At 57.9% G+C, this 18,112-nt stretch carries 18 protein-coding genes; all 18 read right to left on the bottom strand.

Going from position 1 to position 18,112, the window contains the following annotated elements; all coding sequences use genetic code 11:
- Positions 1-140: 140 nt before the first annotated feature.
- Positions 141-1,151 (bottom strand): response regulator, encoded by a 1,011-nt coding sequence (locus tag KGL31_09160; protein MDE2322066.1) that lies wholly within the window; start codon positions 1,149-1,151, stop codon positions 141-143.
- On the bottom strand, positions 1,148-1,879 hold the full coding sequence (gene lipB / locus KGL31_09155) for a lipoyl(octanoyl) transferase LipB (protein MDE2322065.1): 732 nt from the start codon (positions 1,877-1,879) through the stop codon (positions 1,148-1,150). Before lipB ends, KGL31_09160 begins: the two co-directional genes overlap by 4 nt.
- Before the next feature lie 158 nt (positions 1,880-2,037).
- Positions 2,038-3,450, bottom strand: a complete 1,413-nt coding sequence (lpdA, locus tag KGL31_09150; GenBank protein MDE2322064.1) for a dihydrolipoyl dehydrogenase — start codon at positions 3,448-3,450, stop codon at positions 2,038-2,040.
- An 11-nt stretch (positions 3,451-3,461) separates the two neighbouring features.
- Positions 3,462-4,718, bottom strand: coding sequence for a 2-oxo acid dehydrogenase subunit E2 (locus KGL31_09145; GenBank protein MDE2322063.1), 1,257 nt, complete (start codon positions 4,716-4,718; stop codon positions 3,462-3,464).
- A 103-nt stretch (positions 4,719-4,821) separates the two neighbouring features.
- Positions 4,822-5,799, bottom strand: a complete 978-nt coding sequence (locus KGL31_09140) for a pyruvate dehydrogenase complex E1 component subunit beta (protein ID MDE2322062.1) — start codon at positions 5,797-5,799, stop codon at positions 4,822-4,824.
- 16 nt (positions 5,800-5,815) lie between these two features.
- On the bottom strand, positions 5,816-6,787 hold the full coding sequence (pdhA, locus tag KGL31_09135; GenBank protein ID MDE2322061.1) for a pyruvate dehydrogenase (acetyl-transferring) E1 component subunit alpha: 972 nt from the start codon (positions 6,785-6,787) through the stop codon (positions 5,816-5,818).
- On the bottom strand, positions 6,781-7,719 hold the full coding sequence (lipA, locus tag KGL31_09130; GenBank protein ID MDE2322060.1) for a lipoyl synthase: 939 nt from the start codon (positions 7,717-7,719) through the stop codon (positions 6,781-6,783). Before lipA ends, pdhA begins: the two co-directional genes overlap by 7 nt.
- Positions 7,720-7,844: 125 nt before the next feature.
- The gene (locus tag KGL31_09125) at positions 7,845-8,249 is read right to left on the bottom strand and encodes a secondary thiamine-phosphate synthase enzyme YjbQ (protein ID MDE2322059.1); all 405 of its coding nucleotides are present in this window, start codon (positions 8,247-8,249) and stop codon (positions 7,845-7,847) included.
- A 7-nt stretch (positions 8,250-8,256) separates the two neighbouring features.
- Positions 8,257-9,105 (bottom strand): PHP domain-containing protein, encoded by an 849-nt coding sequence (locus KGL31_09120; protein MDE2322058.1) that lies wholly within the window; start codon positions 9,103-9,105, stop codon positions 8,257-8,259.
- A gap of 25 nt (positions 9,106-9,130) precedes the next feature.
- Entirely contained in the window at positions 9,131-9,928 is a 798-nt protein-coding gene (fdhD, locus tag KGL31_09115; GenBank protein ID MDE2322057.1) for a formate dehydrogenase accessory sulfurtransferase FdhD, read from the bottom strand.
- A 10-nt stretch (positions 9,929-9,938) separates the two neighbouring features.
- Positions 9,939-10,661 (bottom strand): VIT1/CCC1 transporter family protein, encoded by a 723-nt coding sequence (locus KGL31_09110; GenBank protein MDE2322056.1) that lies wholly within the window; start codon positions 10,659-10,661, stop codon positions 9,939-9,941.
- Between the two features lie 64 nt (positions 10,662-10,725).
- A complete protein-coding gene (locus KGL31_09105) occupies positions 10,726-11,154 on the bottom strand; it encodes a secondary thiamine-phosphate synthase enzyme YjbQ (protein ID MDE2322055.1) in 429 nt (142 codons plus the stop codon).
- Positions 11,155-11,306: 152 nt separating this feature from the next.
- Positions 11,307-11,768, bottom strand: a complete 462-nt coding sequence (nuoI, locus tag KGL31_09100; protein MDE2322054.1) for an NADH-quinone oxidoreductase subunit NuoI — start codon at positions 11,766-11,768, stop codon at positions 11,307-11,309.
- 33 nt (positions 11,769-11,801) lie between these two features.
- Complete coding sequence (locus KGL31_09095; GenBank protein MDE2322053.1) at positions 11,802-12,347, bottom strand: NADH-quinone oxidoreductase subunit B; 546 nt, start codon at positions 12,345-12,347, stop codon at positions 11,802-11,804.
- A 128-nt stretch (positions 12,348-12,475) separates the two neighbouring features.
- A complete protein-coding gene (locus KGL31_09090; GenBank protein ID MDE2322052.1) occupies positions 12,476-14,095 on the bottom strand; it encodes a B12-binding domain-containing radical SAM protein in 1,620 nt (539 codons plus the stop codon).
- 91 nt (positions 14,096-14,186) lie between these two features.
- Complete coding sequence (locus KGL31_09085) at positions 14,187-15,413, bottom strand: IscS subfamily cysteine desulfurase (protein ID MDE2322051.1); 1,227 nt, start codon at positions 15,411-15,413, stop codon at positions 14,187-14,189.
- Between the two features lie 212 nt (positions 15,414-15,625).
- Positions 15,626-16,828 (bottom strand): 2,3-bisphosphoglycerate-independent phosphoglycerate mutase, encoded by a 1,203-nt coding sequence (locus KGL31_09080; protein ID MDE2322050.1) that lies wholly within the window; start codon positions 16,826-16,828, stop codon positions 15,626-15,628.
- Positions 16,829-16,889: 61 nt separating this feature from the next.
- Positions 16,890-18,101: a molybdenum cofactor biosynthesis protein gene (locus KGL31_09075; protein MDE2322049.1), complete on the bottom strand. Its 1,212-nt coding sequence runs from the start codon at positions 18,099-18,101 to the stop codon at positions 16,890-16,892.
- Positions 18,102-18,112 lie beyond the last annotated feature (11 nt).

The following is an 18,112-nucleotide window of genomic DNA, read 5'->3' as shown; positions in this document are numbered from 1 at the left end:
GACGGCGCAACCCGACCGCGGATTCACGGAGATGGCAAACATAAGATCAAATAGAGATTCACACCCGATCCTCAAACTCGATTTAGTCTAGCAGAGATTGCATGGAGGAACAACCGAAAAGGGGTCGAACAGGCGTCCAGCTAAGGCCGCCGGGGTCTCAGCTTTTCCAAACCCACCAAGGTCTCACCGGACTGCAACAAGCCGATAAACCGGTCTATTAACCTGGGGTCGCATGAACCCTCCTCCGATGCCTGTCGCATGATCGAAACGACCTGGTGGATATCAAGTTGGGGCTTATAGGGCCGAGCCGTTATCAGCGCGTCGTAGATATCAACGGTCTGAATGATCCTCGCAGTAAGCGGAATCTCCTGCCCCCTCAAGCCGTCAGGATACCCACAGCCGTCCCACCGTTCATGGTGGTAACGAATGATCGGAAGGACGAATTTCAGCGATTTGAGCGGCTTACAGATCCGCTCTCCGATCACCGGGTGTTCTTGTATGATCCGCGATTCTTCCTCGGTCAATCCCGCCTTTTTATTCAGAATCGATTCCGGAACAGCAATCTTACCCACGTCGTGCAGATAGCCCCCGCGGTGAAGCGCCTTCAACTGCTCCTGGGAAAGGCCTAGATTCCGGCCGAGGGCTACCGAGTACAGAGACAATCGCTCGCAGTGTCCCTCTGTATAGGCATCCTTGGCCTCGACACTCAGGGCCAACGTGCACAAAACGTCCTCCGCATCTTCTAACTCATCAGTAATCTGTTTGAGCTTCAGCAGGGATCGTACCCTCGCGCTCAACTCCGCCGGGTGAAAAGGCTTGCTCAAAAAGTCGTCGGCCCCAACCTCAATTCCACGAATTCTGTCTTGCAGATCGCTCAGAGAGGTTACCATCACGATGGGAATCAGTCGGGTGCGTTCGTCCTCCTTGAGCCGAGTGCATACCTCGAACCCGCTCATACCCGGCATGATGACATCAAGCAGGATCAGATCGGGCGGCCGCTCTGCTACCAGTTCGAGGGCGCGCTCCCCATCCAATGCCGAGATAATCTCATAACCCTCAAGGGCCAGGACGGTCTCGACCAACATAGTGTTGACCTCCTGGTCATCGACAATCAAGATCGTCCCGCGAGGGGGAGGCGCAGAGTCCATCACCGCGCGCCCCCGACGAGAGCCGCCTCATCCTTGTCGCTCATGCCGGCGCGGCGCCTCGCACTGAGAAGCTCAGGCAGCGACGTCGGCAGAAGCGATACGCCGAACTCAGTCTTGAAACGTTCGGTAAGAACTGCCGTTACCTCACGCATCGAGATCGGACAGGATAACTCCCGCGCCATACTAGTTACCTTGGCGCCCTGGATACCGCAGGGGACGATCAGCTTAAACGGCGCCAGGTCCACATCAACGTTCAGCGCGAAGCCATGGCGGGTGATCCAACGGCCGACATGAATGCCTATCGAGGCGATTTTGCGATCGTCGACCCAGACGCCCGTTCGACCGAGTGAGCGACCAGCCGTGATCCCGAAGCTCGATATAGTTACGATGAGAACCTCTTCGAGCTGCCGAAGGTATCGATGCACATCACGACCGTGATCGGCCAGATTGAGAATCGGGTATCCCACTAACTGGCCAGGGCCATGATAGGTCATATCGCCACCACGCTCTACGTCAAAAAACCTTACTCCCAGCGTAGCAAGGGAAGATTCCGGTACACGGAGGTGAGCCTTCCGTCCAGCTCGTCCAAGGGTGATAACCGGCGGATGCTCGACGAGGAGCAGGACATCTCCCAAGCGGTCCTCAGCTCGAAAGGTTGCCAACCGTCGTTGCAGGGTGAGCGCTTCGGCGTAGGATACAAGTCCGAGGTTGATTAGGCTGCAAGCCTTCACTGTCACACTTCCAAACGTACGAACGAAGGCGTCATTGCGAGGAGCGCAGCGACGAAGCAATCTCGACGTTTTTTAGTAGGAGAACGGTGAGATTGCCGCGCTTCCGTTGGTCGCTCGCAATGACGACGTAACAACTACCCTCCACCCGACACCCCGCTTTACACGTGGAGGGCCCGGCCAAGCGCGGCCAGGGCAGCCTCACCCATCGCCTCGGAAAGCGTCGGATGGGCATGGATCGACCGGGCAATCTCCTCCGGCGTGGCCTCCAACGCAATCGCGAGCCCGGCCTCGGCAATCAGCTCGGTGGCATGGGCGCCGATGATATGCACCCCCAGGATCTCTCCATGCGTCGCGTCAGCGATTACTTTGACCATCCCTTCGGTCTCGCCGAGGGTAATCGCCATCCCGCTGGCGCTGAAGGGAAACCGACCGACACGTATCGTGTACCCCTTGGCCTTCGCCTTTGCCTCTGTTAAACCGATGCTGGCGACTTGAGGGTGACAGTAGGTGCAACTCGGGATTCTCCTGGGATCCACTGGCTCCACGTCATCCAGCTTGGCCATCTTTTCGATCGCAACGATCCCATCGTGAGAGGCCTTGTGGGCCAAGAGCGGCGCACCAGCAAGATCGCCGATAGCATAGATGCCTGGGACGCTGGACTCCATCCACTCGTTAACCGTGACAAACCCATTCCTTGTCGCAACGCCCAGCTCTTTCAAACCGCCCACCTCGGAGTTCGGCATCCTGCCAACCGCCACCAGGACCGTCTCGCCAAGCAGCTCTTGGCTCTCGCCGCTGCTCGATATCCTGACCTTGGCCTTCCCTGCCTCAACAACTACCCGCTCAACGCTTGTGTTGGTGAGGATCTTGATCCCCTTTTTGGTCAAAGCGCGGTGGAGTAGCGCGGCAATTTCCTCATCCTCATAAGGGAGGATCGCCGGCAGCAGCTCAACGAGTGTCACAGCCGTTCCATAGGCCTGATAGATGTCGGCGAACTCCACGCCGATCGCTCCCGCGCCGATGATGATCATGGAGGCAGGGGCCCGGTTGAGCAGCATAGCCTCGGTGCTGGTGAGTACAACCTTGCCGTCAATCGTCACGTCCGGCAGCAGCCTGGGCCTCGATCCGGTTGCCAAGAGGATCTTTTCGGCGCGGATCGCCCCACTCGTCTTTCCTCCGTCCCTGTCTGTAATCTCGAGTTCCTTGACCGCGGTGAAGCGGGCTTCCCCGGAGAAGACGGTGACTTTATTCTTACGCATCAGGAACTCAATCCCCTTGGACAGGCGCTCGGCTTTCTCGCGACTACGCTTGACAGCGATGCCGAAGTCCGCCCGGAGGTTGTCGGCGTAAATCCCAAACTCTCCCGCCCGGCGCATGAGGGACAGTACCTGCGAACTCTGAAGCAATGCCTTCGTCGGGATGCACCCCCAGTTGAGGCAGGTTCCACCCAGGCGATCCCGCTCGACCAGGGCCACCCGCATCCCGAGTTGCGCGGCGCGGACCGATGCGACATAGCCGCCGGGACCCGCCCCAACCACCGCCAGATCAAACGTTCGCTCGTCCGACCTCATCCATTCTCCGATTACAGAACGAGGTGAAACGGATGCTCAAGCAGCCACTTCACCTCTTGAAGGAATGTTGCTCCCGCCACGCCATCTACCGCCCGATGATCGCACGACAACGTCATTCGCATCCGCTGGCCGATCTGTACGGCTCCATTCATAACGACCGGCTTACTCTGAATCCTGCCGATAGCCAGGATGGCGGCCTCTGGAGGGTTGATGATCGCGGTGAACTCATCGATCTCATACATGCCCAGGTTCGAAACAGTGAAGGTCGCTCCGGTATACTCTTCAGGCCTCAGTTTCTGAGCCCTGGCTCGCTCGACCAGACTCTTCGACTCTCTGGCGATTTGCACCAGGCTTTTCTCACCGCAGTTGCGCAACACCGGGTTGATTAATCCCTCTTCAAGAGCAACCGCAATACCGAGATTGACTTGGGAGTAGACGCGAATCCGATCGCCCGTGAATGATGCATTCACCGCCGCATGTCGTCCCAGCGCAATCACCACGGCCCTGATAATGATGTCGGTGAAGGTCGCCTTGAGGTCCGGCGCCTGGATCTGCATCGCGTCACGCAACTCCGTCGCCTTGTCCATTGCCACCTCGACCGTCAGGTAGAAGTGGGGCACAGTCGCCGTACTCTGGGCCACGCGCTTGGCAATCGCTCGACGCATCGGGGACAGCTCCCGATCCTCAAACTCTGGCGATGGCGTAGATACGGTAATCGCAACGGCTCGCTCAGCAATCGGCGGCGCCGGCGAGATCGATGGCACCCGCTGACCGACCGCGGCGGTTGCTGACATCATGGCATCCACATCGCGGCGGATGATCCGTCCGCCGGGGCCGGATCCCTTAACTATCGACAGTTCGATCCCCTGCGCTCGCGCAAGCCTCTTCGCCAGAGGTGAGGCTTTGATGCGTCCTGGAGTGACCGCCTGAAGCGTGGGAGGGACTGGCGCAGGAGCCTCCGGCTCACCCGGCCTCGCAGCTTGACCTGCTACGCCTGTGATAGGAGATAGCATCGTCGAAACATCCTCATCCTCCTCCGCGATCACCCCTATCGGCTGGCCGACCGGCGCTGATTGACCCGCCCCGACAAGAATCTTCCGAAGCGTACCCGATCCAAAGGCTTCCATCTCAATATCGGCCTTGTCGGTCTGGATCTCAGCGATGATTTCACCGCCCTCGACGCGATCCCCCTCTTTCTTCAGCCATCGAAGGATCTTCCCCTCCTCCATGGTATCGCTCAACCGGGGCATGACCACAGAAATGGCCATCGTGCGCATGTCTCCTCTTTTTATTCTTGTGTGTACCGCGTGTTCTATCTAGCCTGTCTGGTCTATTTCGTCTATTTGGCCTAGACTAACCAGACCAACCGGCCTAAACGGCGAGGACCTTCTTCACCGCCGCTATCAGCCGTTCCTTGCTCGGGATCTTGGCGCGTTCCAGATTCTTCGCATATGGCGTCGGAGCGTTCGCGCCGGTGACCCGCTCTACCGGCGCGTCCAGGTAATCAAAGGCCTGTTCAGAAATGATGGCTCCGATCCCGGACCCGATCCCGGCAAACCCGGCGCCGGACTCCATAACAATAGCCCGATTGGTCTTTTTGACCGATTCCATGATAAGCGCAGTATCCAGTGGGCGGAGCGTACGCGGATCCACTACCTCCGCGGAGATTCCTTCCTTCTCCAGCTCCTCTGCCGTCTGTAAGGCCAGCAGGAGCATTGTGGAGTAGGCCACAATAGTAACATCGCGCCCTTCTCGCTTGATTTCGCCGACCCCGAGTGGGATGGTGTAGTCGCCATCCGGCACCTCGCCCTTCGTTCCGTACAGCAGCTCTGACTCAATGAAGATGACCGGATCATCGTCCCGAATCGCACTCTTGAGGAGTCCCTTCGCATCCTTGGGAGTCCCCGGACGAACAATCTTGAGACCGGGAACATGGTAGAAATACGACTCCATGCTCTGGGAGTGCTGAGCGGCCAATTGATGCGCCGGGCCGCCGGGACCTCGAATGACCATCGGGACATTATACTGGCCGCCGGACATATACAGGATCTTCGCCGCTTGATTGACGATCTGATCGATCGCCACCAGCGCGAAATTAAAGGTCATCATCTCCACAATCGGTCGCAAGCCGACCATGGCTGCGCCGATGCCGACGCCGGTAAATCCGGCCTCGCTGATCGGGGTATCGATGACCCGCTTGGAGCCGAACTCCTCAAGCAGACCTTGGCTGACCTTATAGGCCCCCTGGTAGAGGCCGACCTCCTCCCCCATAAGGAACACACGAGGGTCCCGGCGCATCTCTTCGCGGAGCGCCTGATTCAGGGCCTCTCGATAGGTAATGATCGCCATACTCTCGTTCCCTCCCTCAGCGCTCTGAGACGTAGACGTCGGTACACAGCCACTCCACGGGCGGCTCCGGGGAGGCATCGGCGTACCGGACCGCCGCCTCTACCGTGATTCGGACCTCCTTTTCCAGCGCCTTCCAATCCGACTCCTTGATCACCGCCTCAGCCATGAGGTGATCCCGGAAAAGCAGGATGGGGTCGCGTTGCTTTTCCCGTTCGACCTCATCTTTCGTTCGGTAGGTCCCCGGATCCGCCATCGAGTGCCCCCGGAATCGATACGTCTTAGCCTCAATCAGAGATGGGAGACGTTCTCGTCGCGCCCGTTCAACAGCCAATCCTACACACTCCCGAACGGCCAGGACGTCCATCCCGTCTACCGCCTCGCCAGGCATTCCATATGCCTCAGCCCGCCGATACAGCTCCCTGACCGGGGTAGCGCGTTCTACAGCCGTACCCATGCCGTAGCGATTGTTCTCGCAGATATAGACGATCGGTAGGTGCCACAGGGCCGCAAGATTGAGCGCCTCGTGAAATACCCCCTGGTTGACGGCAGCGTCTCCAAAGAAGCAGAGTGTGACCTGATCCTTTCCCTCGTACTGGCTCGCAAAGGCGGCGCCGGTCCCGATCGGGATCTGCCCGGCCACGATCGCATGCCCGCCCAGGAAGTGATTGGCCTTGTCGAACAGGTGCATGGAGCCACCTTTACCTTTACAGAGGCCGTCTGCCCGCCCGAACAGCTCCGCCATAATCTTCCCCGGATCGCAACCCTTGGCCAAGGCATGGCCGTGTTCCCGATAGCTGGCAATGACGTAGTCATCCGGCCGCAACACTGAGATGGCGCCCGTCGCCACCGCCTCCTGACCGATATACAGATGGAGGAAGCCGCCGATCTTTCCCATAGCGTACATCTCCGCGCACTTCTCCTCAAATCGGCGCATCAGGAGCATCTGCCGAAGCAGATCCACCAGCTCCTTCCGCTCTAACTTCAGCATAGCTCAGTCCTCCCGCTCTCACGTTTCCGGCTGACGTTCTCAGCTTGGCCGCGGGCATGGTACGAACTCCGGACCAATGGCCCGGACTCGATGTACTTAAAGCCCATCCCTTCCCCAATCATCTTCAGTTCCCCGAACTCCTCCGGGGTATAGTATCTTCTGATCGGCAGGTGCGCCTGGCTTGGCCGGAGGTATTGGCCCAGCGTCAGGATATCGCAATCTACCGCCCTGAGGTCCGCCATCGTCCGGAGCAGTTCTTGCCATGTCTCACCGAATCCCACAATTACCCCTGACTTGGTTACCAACTCCGGCGCTATTCGCCTCGCCTTGGCCAGAAGTTCGAGCGATCGCTCATAGCTCGATCCAGGGCGGACCTCTTGATACAATCTGGGAACAGTTTCTACATTGTGGCTGAGTATAGCCGGCGCGGCTTCAACAACGGTTCTCAGGGCTGCCTCACTGCCACGAAAATCCGGAACGAGCACCTCAACACTACAACCCGGTGAACGCTCTCGAATTCGATGAATCACCGCCGCAAAGATCCTCGCGCCACCGTCAGCCAGGTCATCGCGATTCACCGAGGTGACGACTGCGTGGACCAACCCAAGCTCACAAATCGCCTTGGCCACACGTTCCGGCTCGGCCAGATCGAGTTCGGTCGGCCGGCCGTGCGTGGCAGCGCAGAAACCGCAGTTGCGAGTGCAGATCTCACCCAGGATGAGGAAGGTTGCGGTGAGCTGCTGCCAGCACTCGCCGATATTGGGACAAAGGGCCTCTTCACAGATGGTATGAAGCTGCCCCTCTCGGACGAGTCGCTTCAACCGAAGGTAATTGGGCGAACCTGGAGCTTTAACCTTCAGCCACGGTGGCTTAGGTGAGCCAAGGGTCTCGGGATGCGACAACAGCGGCGTTGCCTCAGCCGATCTGAGCACACATGCCTCGTTCGAGCCCGTAAAGATAATTGGTCAGGTCGCCGTTTAGGAAGGCTGAATACGGACACACTACATGTCCTTCTACCATGTCTTAATCCCTCTGTCAACATTCGAAGGGCGCACATTCACCTGACCTGGACAATCACCCGCCGCTCGCGCGGGCCGTCAAACTCCATGAGCATAATACTCTGCCAGGTTCCCAACACCAGCTTCCCGTTCTTCACCGGCACCGTTTCACTCGGGCCGAGGATGGCCGCCTTGATGTGGGCCGCCGCGTTATTGTCGATCCGATCGTGGCGCCAGATTCCCTCCGGGATCAACTTCCCCAGCGCTTCCTGAAGATCTTCGCCGATGTTCGGATCGGCATTCTCGTTAATTGTGACAGCCGCGGTCGCGTGCGGCACAAAGACACAGCACAGCCCCTCGTCTGCGCTATCCTGCGCCACGATCTCCCGAATCCTCGCCGTAATGTCGATCACCTGAGATTTCTGCGTCGTCTTGACAAAGAACTCGCGTATCTGCAGCGTCATCCCACGCCTACGCTCGAACAGGAGGGATGCGGGAGGCAGCCCTTGCCGCGAGCAATTGTTCGAACCTTGCATCCGGCAAGGCCGGCCTCCCAAGCCCGATCGAGCGAAGGCCTCCGGTGCCGTGGTAGTCAGAGCCACCGACCGCCAATAGACCGTATTCCACGCACATTCGTTCGTAGCGGAATAACGATTCGCTATTATGCTCCGGGTGAAACACCTCCAGTCCATTCAGTCCATGCTGTACGAGGAATGGAATGATCTCGTCACGGCCATATTCTCCAGGATGCGCGAGGGATGCCACACCTCCGGCTTCCTTGATGGCGCGAATCGCCATAGGCGCAGGAATCCTGGAACGTTCTACGTAACCTGGCTTGCCGGACGTCAGATACCGATCGAAGGCATCCTTCAGCGACGCCACATATCCACGCCTGATCATCGCCTGTGCCACATGAGGGCGCCCAACTGAGGGACCTGCCGCCAGGCTCAAGACCTCATTGATGTCCAGTGGGAGACCGAGAGCCCAGAGCTTCTCGATCATCCGATGAACCCTCTCGATTCGGTCGTTACGGGAGGAGGCAAGAAATTCAGTGAGTCGGTAATCATCCGGATCAATGAAATGCCCAAGGATGTGAACCTCCAGATCCTCGACATGGGCTGTAATCTCGACACCCGCAACAACCTGCAGCCCCCCTACCCGCTCGGCTTCCGCCATCGCCGCCGGGATACCCTCCAGTGTGTCATGATCGGTGATGGCTAGAACGGAGATATTGCAGTTCTTGGCGAAGCGTACCAATTGTTGCGGAGAGAGGACGCCGTCAGAAGTAGTCGTATGGGTGTGCAGATCGATAAGGCGCATGGGGCGACTAGAGAGTGGCTGGCGTCTAGTCACCAGTCACGAGGCACTGGTCACCGGTCATTAGCGCCACCCGCTGTGAAAGCAGACGCTCCGGATGGCTATAGACATTAAATCCTTCGCCCCGGCAGTAGCCGATCACGGTGATGCCGAAGCGCTTGGCCGCGACGATGGCGAGGCTCGTGGGTGAGGTTCGAGAGATCACAAATGGGGTCCGCATGTGGGCGCCCTTACGGAGCATCTCGGATGAGATGCGACCGGTGGAAAGGAGGATATTCCCGGCGGTCGTCATCCCATGCAGCAGCGCTTCGCCGTGGATCTTATCCAGAGCATTATGCCGGCCGACGTCCTCAGCGACGAGCAGCAGGCGCTTACCATCACTCAGGGCCGCGGCGTGAATGCCACGCGACTCCCGATAGAGATACGCCTCGGCATACAACTGTTTCATGAGATCAAACGGTTGCTCCGGGCGCAGGGTCGCCTCCTCTGGGAATGCTTTAAATCCCTCCATCGGCATGCCAAATGTAATGCCTCCGGTGCATCCGGAGGTGAGGATGCGGCGTCGCGGGGGGGTGAATGCCTTGGTCAGTCTCACGTCCGCCACCGCCTCTTCGGGAAAGACCTCCAGCGACTTGACCTCGTCGAGCGCCTGGATGATCCCCTCAAAACTCAAAAATCCCACGACCAGGCAATCGAGCTTTATCGGCGTACACAGCAACGTCGCCAGTTCATACCCGTTGACATAGATCGTGAGAGGCTGCTCCCCCACTACAGGAATCTCAACCGTCTCGAACGATCCGCCGCGATACCGAACGATTCGATGCATAGACATCTTATTAGTGCCAGAGGGCGCCGAGGACGTGCCCGATGCCGTAACCCGCAACCGCAACCAGGAGCCCGATCCCCATCATCTCAAGCCCGCTACTCCACCAGGCTTTCCGCGTCAGAAGCGTTTTACCCGCCCCGGTCGCGAACAGGGCTGACGCGGCCAGACCGACCGAGGCCGTAAACGCCCATCTGAGTTCGAGGAAGAAGTAAGGAAGGATCGGGAGGAAAGCCCCAACAAAGGAGGAGGCCCCTATCAGCAGGCCGATCTTGAGCGGGTTATCGAATCGCTCCTCAATCAGTCCCAACTCCTCCATCATCATCACCTTGAGCCACAGTTCCCTGTTCGCCGTCACGCGCGCAACGACGATCTCGACCTCATTGTCCGGAAAGCCCTTACTCCGATAGATCTGACGCATCTCGTCGCGTTCGTTCTCCGGCGCTGTCTCGATTTCCAACCGTTCCCGAGCAATCTCTCGCTGGTAGAACTCACGTTCCGATTTGGTCGAGAGATAGGCCCCGAATCCCATCGACAGGGTTTGGGCAAATGCCCCCGCCAAACCGGCGATCACAATCACGCGCCAACTGGCGCTTGCGGCATTGACCCCCGACAGAAAACCGATTGTCGTAATGAGGCCATCGTGCACCCCAAAGACGACTTCACGTATGGCCCGTCCCTTCGGAGAATGCCAACCTTGCTCAAATTCAGTAGTTCCAGGGCCAGCCGCGTTCATGCTCTCGCCGCTTACGCCAGTCTGCGTGCGACGCACAGGTAAGCTGGGTTCCGATGCCGACCTCTTATTCAGCCAGTATCTGGAGTTGGATCTGTCGCTCTCTCGGTCCGTCCAACTCGGCGAAGATAATAGACTCAAAGGTCCCAAGGCTCATCTCCCCATCGACCACCGGAACCGAGAGCTGCCGGCCAAGCAAGAGAGAGCGAAGGTGCGAGGCGGCGTTGCTCCGATCGCAATCAGAGTACGATGGATCGTTGTGGCGATAGCCGTCCCCCTGCCCGACCAGGCGATCCAGCAGGATCTGAAGGTCATGGAGCAAGGCCTCCTGCCACTCATTGATGAACAGCGCAGTCGTCGTATGAAGGGAGTTGAGGATGATCAACCCCTGTTTGACCTTATACCCCTGGAGCAGATCTCGCACACGCTTTGTCAGGTCCATAAACTGGAGTCGATCCTCCGTCGCTACCGTAAACGTTTCGTGCCTGATTACCATGCCCTCCCTCCGTTAATGTGCGAACGCTTCATGCAGATACCTACCGCCTCGGATGACGGCACCACCCTCCTCACACCTAGATACGCACTACTTTCAATCATGAACGCCGCACCTCCGCATCGACTGCCCCTCCCCCACTCGCTTCGATTTAACTACCAGTCAAGGTGGAGGTCTGGCCGTTGCTTCAGCGCTTCCGCTAGTGGCGTCATCAGACGCTCCTTTCCGAATACGAAACTATCCCTGTTGTAGGAGGCAAGCTCATACTGTTTGCCCAGCACAATCGCCTCCTCCGGGCAGGCCTCCTCACAGTAGCCGCAAAAGATGCAACGCAGCATGTGGATCTTATACACCTTGGCGTAACGCTCACCCTTGGAGTGGCGCTCCTGTTCGGTGTTCTCTGCTGCCTCTACATAGATCGCATCTGCCGGACAGGCGACCGCGCACAGTTCGCACCCCACGCACCGCTCCATCCCGTCGTCGCCTACCACGAGCATGTGCAGGCCGCGGTAGCGAGGCGCCAGAGGAAGCCGTTCTTCCGGATAGGAGACCGTCACCGGTTTCCGGAAGATATGCTTGAATGTGGTCGCCATCCCTTTGACGATCTCGGTAATCATCGTGGCCACCTATGACGCGCACGCGCGATGTTCCTATGCCGCCCTTCGCCACGGGAGGTGGAAGAGGCCCTGCTTGCTCGGCCGCTCCTTCGCAATCTTTTCCTGCAGCAGCATGATCCCGTGGATCAACTGCTCCGGCCTTGGCGGACAGCCGGGCACGTAGACATCAACCGGAACGATCTGATCTACGCCCTGAACGATGGTATAGGTGTTAAAGATTCCGCCGCAGGACGCGCAAGCTCCCATCGCGATCACCCACTTCGGCTCCGGCATCTGATCGTAGATTCTTCTCAGGACTGGAGCCATCTTGCGACTCACGCGGCCCGCCACAATCATCAGGTCAGACTGCCGTGGCGACCCCCGAAAGACCTCCGCCCCGAATCGGGCAAGATCGAAACGCGAAGCCCCCGTTGCCATCATCTCAATGGCGCAGCAGGCAAGTCCGAAGCTCGCCGGCCAGATCGATGACTTCCTCGCCCAATTGACCAGACTGTCCAGCGTTGTCAGGAGGAGACCCCGCTCGAACTCCTCCTCTTCTGCCTTGGAAGGCGGAGTATCTATATCCGTCAACTGAGACATAGCAGTTCGCTTTCGGTCAAAGTAATCATTGGAAGCTCGTTCTATCGAGAGCCGTTCGTCAAAGCCTTGGCTCCCCGGCAAAGATCTCGCGTCGTTGGCTTACGCCAACCATGATACACCTTCGACGCCTACATGGTGCTGACAAATCGCCCGCTACTTAATCCCTGCACGAGCTTGTAATAATGGTAGTGCAATATACAGTTTACGATGTATCCACTTACAAAACTTGGCATGATGTCGGCCTTCAATGCCCGCCACAGTCGTTTGCGATACTCGCGTCGTAACCCCTTCTCTTTAATATTCTTAATGAGCCGATACATTAACACCACTGCAATAATGGCATTCATCACCTCATACTTTACTCGCACCCATGGATGCCGTTTCAAGTACTTCTCGCCACCCAACTGCCCCTGTCCCAAATATCCTCTGAGATACAATGCCTCTAAACGGTCAAAGTACGCATCGGCCTCATACACCGATTGCATGGTATTGATATAGCCATCCAGCAGTTGGCGCCGACTTAGATTGCGAGGAATCACGTTTGTTCCAAATTCCGAGGTATCAGACCGATCAAGACGGCCTTCCCTGTTTAATCGGTCGTACAGGGGTGTTTTAGGAGTGGCATAGAGCAACCCGAGCATCGCGTGAGGAATATAGGCCTCTGAGAGGAACTGCTGTTGCGCTTGGAAGATCGTCGCATCGTCGTGATCGAATCCAACAATCATGCCGCAGGTGACCTCAATGCCAGCACGCTGAATTTTATGTACGCGATCCAGGAGGCTACCCGCCGCCGGCCTGATATTATGATGCTTCTTCGTCTCTCGTAGCGACTCTTCATTCGGACTCTCAATTCCGACAAAGACCCCTTCGATGTTCGCCTCGGCCATCAAGCCGATAAGCTCGCCGTCTTCCGCCAGATCGATTGAGGCTTCCGTAAAGAAGTTAAATGGATACCCATGCGCCTGTTGATACTTGATGATGTCTCGTAGCACAACTTTAATGACGGCCTTATTCCCAATAAGATTGTCATCGACGATAAACACTTGTTTTACGTTTTGAATACGCAAACTATCGAGTTCCGCCAGGACTTGCGCACTCGTTTTTATCCGCGGAAGGCGCCCAAATGTGACGATGATGTCACAAAATTCGCAGACGAAGGGACAACCCCTGGAGATTTGAATGCCCGCATAAAGATAATCGTGCATCTTAAGCAGATCAAAGCGAGGCGTGGGGACACGAGTCATATCCGATTTTGTGCTTTGCTCGTAACGTCGTCTCCACTTACCCACTTGCCAATCGTGTAAGAATGCGGGCCATGTTTCTTCCGCTTCTCCCACAAAAATAACGTCCGCCAAATCTTCAAAGTAGTCTTCCTGGACCGTAATCCAAGCGCCTCCGACAACCGTAAAACAGCCCCGCTTCTTCAATTCGCGAAGAATGTGTGTCATGCGGAAACGCTGAACACTCATCCCGGTCACACCGATAATATCCATGTCCGCCAACGCGTCATAGTTAATGGACTCTATGTTTTCATCGATCAGCGTGACCACATGCTCCTGGGGCGTCAGCGCCGCCAGCAGCGGCAGCGCCGCGACCGGCGTAATCGCTCGTTTGTCGAGGAAGCCTAATGCATACTCGTGCCCCCAATATGACACCTCAAACCGTGGGCTGATGAGCGCAATGCGAGCACTACGTTCTCTTCTACCGTTTGTGCGCTGGCGTTCCTCTTGGGCCTCTTCAATGGCCATCTCGGCTTTCTTGTTCATAACGAGAACGGTTCGCTATCGTCTCGATAATCCTGACACGCGACGAACCGCGGGTCTCTTGCGCTACCCCCCACTAACAGGTCCGGAGACTCCATTGTGTGTCTTTGACGTCGATCCCCTCAAGCGCCATCTCATATAAGGGTGACAGCGCCCGCAGGCGGGTTACATTTTCTATCACTCGGGCGGCGACGTAGTCCACCTCTTCCTCAGTATTCGATCGGCCGAGACCAAAACGGATACTGGCATGCGCCAGCTCTGCGTTCAGGCCGATCGCCAGCAGAACGTACGAGGGCTCAACCGTGGCGCTGGTGCAGGCCGAACCGGAGGAGACGGCTATCCCTTTGAGTGCCATAAGCAGCGACTCTCCCTCAACAAACCTAAAGGAGATATTCAGGTTGCCGGGAAGGCGCTCGGTCGGGTGCCCGTTGAGGTGCAGGTAGTCAAGCCCGGACCAGAGGTCATTCCGCAACCGCTCGCGAAGCGAGAGGAGCCGCGCGGGCTCGGTCTGAAGCTCGCGCTCGGCGAGGGCACAGGCCGCGCCGAAACCGACGCACCCGGGGACATTGAGCGTCCCTGAGCGACGGCCCTTTTCGTGGCCGCCCCCATCCATCTGGGGGACCAGCTTGACGCGAGGCTTCGTCATCCGCACGTAGAGTGCACCCACGCCCTTCGGACCATAACATTTATGCGCCGACGCCGAGAGAAGATCGACCTGCCAGTCGTCTACTGAGAGTGGGAGTTTGCCCACGTACTGAGCGGCGTCGGTATGAAACAGCACGCCATGGCGCTTAGCAATCCGGCCGATCTCGGCAACAGGTTGCAGCGTTCCAATTTCGTTGTTCGCCGCCATGATTGAAATGAGAACCGTATCTTTCCTGATCGCCCGCTCGACGTCGCCCGGATCGACGCGTCCGGTTTTGTCCACGGGGAGATAGGTAACCTGACAACCCTCGTGCTCCAGACGCCTGCACGTATCAAGGACAGCGTGATGTTCGGTTCGCGAGGTGATGATGTGCCGTCCCTTCTCCCGATAGGCAGCCGCCACCCCTTTTATCGCCAGGTTATTCGCCTCGGTGGCGCCGCTCGTCCAGACGATCTCTGCCGCTTTACAGCCAAGCAGGTGCGCGACCTGGGCGCGGGCCTGTTCTACCGCCTCTTCGGCTACCCAACCAAAAGGGTGATTACGAGAGGCCGGATTGCCGAACCGCTCGCAGAAGTACGGACGCATCGCCTCGAACACCTCTGAGGCAACGGGCGTAGTCGCCTGGTGATCCATGTAGATCGGAAGGGTTACCGCCATGAGTGTCTCCGTAATTATTCGGCTCTCAGCCGGCCACTTTTACCAAAAACACCGGCGCTGGAAGCACATCCAGCACGCTCCACGGGTGCGCCTAAATCATAGCCTATCGTCTCACCTGGTTGCGCTGGCTGCTCAACATTTCTATTGTAAGAATACTATGATGCAACTGTCAATTTCAACGTTGATCTCGCCGCCGTCGTCCGTTTCCGGCTTCATGCTCCGAACTTCTTGAATCTCAAAGCGTTGGCCATTGCAAGGGGTATAAGATCGACAGCTCGCATCGTCGCCAAGGGTCCCTGAGCGCACTCTCGCTCCGTAAATCTGATGACCCCGGCAGAACGAGACCATCGTGACCGGAGCAGAAAGGGAACCGGATGCCAGCTATGTCCTTTCAGGACAGCCGGCGTCGAATGATCGCCGGTCACGATAAATACATCGGGTTGTAGCGCAAGAAAATCAGGTATTCGCCGATCCAGCTCCTCCAGCGCGCCTACCTTCGCGTCAAAGTCGCCGTCCTCGCCGGCCCGATCGGTCCCCTTAAAATGTACGTAAAAGAAATCGTATTGGTTGTAGTTGGCTGACAAGGTTTTGAGTTCGTCATCCAAGTCCATGCAAAAAGGTAACGCCTCCATCCCGATAAGTTTGGCGAGACCACGATACATTGGATAGCAGGTGATCGCCGCCGCCCGGAGCCGCAGCAGTTCCGGAAATGCGGGGAGTTTTGGCGGCAAGGCAAAGCCTCTGAGCAGGATCATATTGGCCGGTTTCTCGTCCTTCAGGATTCCACGAGCCTGATCCAGAAACTTATTGACGAGCGCAGCCGCCTGTTCCGCTCCAGGGCTGGTAACCTTTACAGCAAGGGGTCGCTCGCCTATGGTAAGGGGATCGGAATCGGAAAGGGCATCAGAGAGCCGCTCCCCCCGAAATACAACCACGAACCGATGCTCCTTGACGGGTCTGACAATGACATCCACCCCTTCGATCCGGATCTGATCGAGCTGACAGCACAGGCGTCGGCAGATCTCAGTCGTGATTCGACCGGCGCGCCGGTCGACAACTCTTCCCTCTTCATCAAGTGTGCAGAAGTTGCCCCGACTTGCCACATCGTTTGAACGAAGTTCCAGGTCGATGCCGCACGCTTCAAGGACCCCTCGTCCGATCTGGTACGTAAAAGGATCGTAGCCAAAGAGGGCGAGGTGCCCTGGTCCACTACCGGGAATAATCCCTGGGCCCACCATATCGATGAGACCGCAGAGGGAGCGAGCAGCGAGGGCGTCGAGATTGGGAAGCCGGGCCACCTCCATCTCACTTCGACCGTCCGTCTCTCTCGGCAGGCCTCCCAGCCCATCAGCCACCAACAGAACGATCTTAGAGGACGAGGGAATAGCCAGTTGCTTGATAAGCGTCAAATCCATGAAGATATCGCCTCCAGACAGTACTGCCAGAACATGGCACCGAGGACGACCGGATGGATGGTCAAAACAGAAGGACCTCCACAACTTCTCCCTTCTCGAGGAGGTCCACATTGGCAGGAATCTCGATATACCCCTCTGCGTCAGCCATCGAGGTGATGGCGCCTGACTCTTTGAAGACCGGGACGACCTCCCCACCATCGAGGCGGACAGGCAGGTACTGATGTCGTCCGATCGTCGAGGTGTACCGACGGGCCATCGGGGCTTTCAGCGATGCCAGCGCGCGCTGGCCGAGCCTTGCCATCTTCCGAAGCGCGGGCGCCAAGATCCCATACCCGTTGGTCAGGCATGACGTGGGATAGCCCGGCATCCCCAGCAACAGACGGCCTTCCACAATGCCGCACAGGGTGGGTTTCCCGGGCTTGACGGCGATGCCGTGAAACTTCATCTCCCCCATCCGCTGTACCGCCTCTACCATCATGTCCCGCTCACCAACAGAACTGCCGCCTGACAGGACGATGAGGTCGTACGAGAGGGCCTCTCGTATCGTTGAGATCGCCGATTCCAATGTATCTTTCATGATCGGGAAGATGTGCGGAAGGCCACCGTTCTCGCTGATAAGCGCAGAGAGGGTGTAGGAGTTGATGTCGTAGATCTTCCCGGGACTGAGCACCTCTCCGGCCGTGACGATTTCGTTGCCGGAAGGCACTACGGCCACCCGGGGCTTCTGATAAACCGCTACCTTTTGCAACCCGAGCGCAGCCAGCACACCGATCTTGCTTGGATCCAGGCGCATCTCGCGCTGCAGGACAAGATTTCCCGCTTTGATATCCTCGCCCATCGGTGAGGCGTGCTGTTGCGGATAGACGGGTTTGTAGACCCTCACCTTGGTCCCGTCCAGCTCCGTGTCTTCCACCATCACGACGGCATCGGCGCCCTCGGGCATCGGGGCGCCCGTCGCTACCTGGATGCAACTCGACGAGCGGACGCTGAGGCGGGCGGACTCTCCGGCGTGAATCACCTCAATAAGCTCTAGAATTCTCGGTGAAAAATTACCCGCGCCGAACGTATCCTCTGCCCTGACGGCATAACCGTCCATCGCCGCCCGGGCAAAGGGCGGGACATCCATCGATGCGCAGATCTCTTCGGCCAGCACTCGGCCCACCGCATCAAGCAGCGTCACCTGCTCAGCCCGCTCTATCGGCTGGGCCGCGTCCATGACGATCCGCATCCCCTCCTCCAGATCGAGGAGCGTCTTCATCGGTTTCATCGCCATAGAACCATCCT

The organism is Candidatus Methylomirabilota bacterium, assembly GCA_028870115.1.
Lineage (GTDB): Bacteria > Methylomirabilota > Methylomirabilia > Methylomirabilales > Methylomirabilaceae > Methylomirabilis.
The sequence above is the reverse complement of the archived record's forward strand: the minus strand, read 5'-3'. Positions and strand labels throughout refer to the sequence as shown.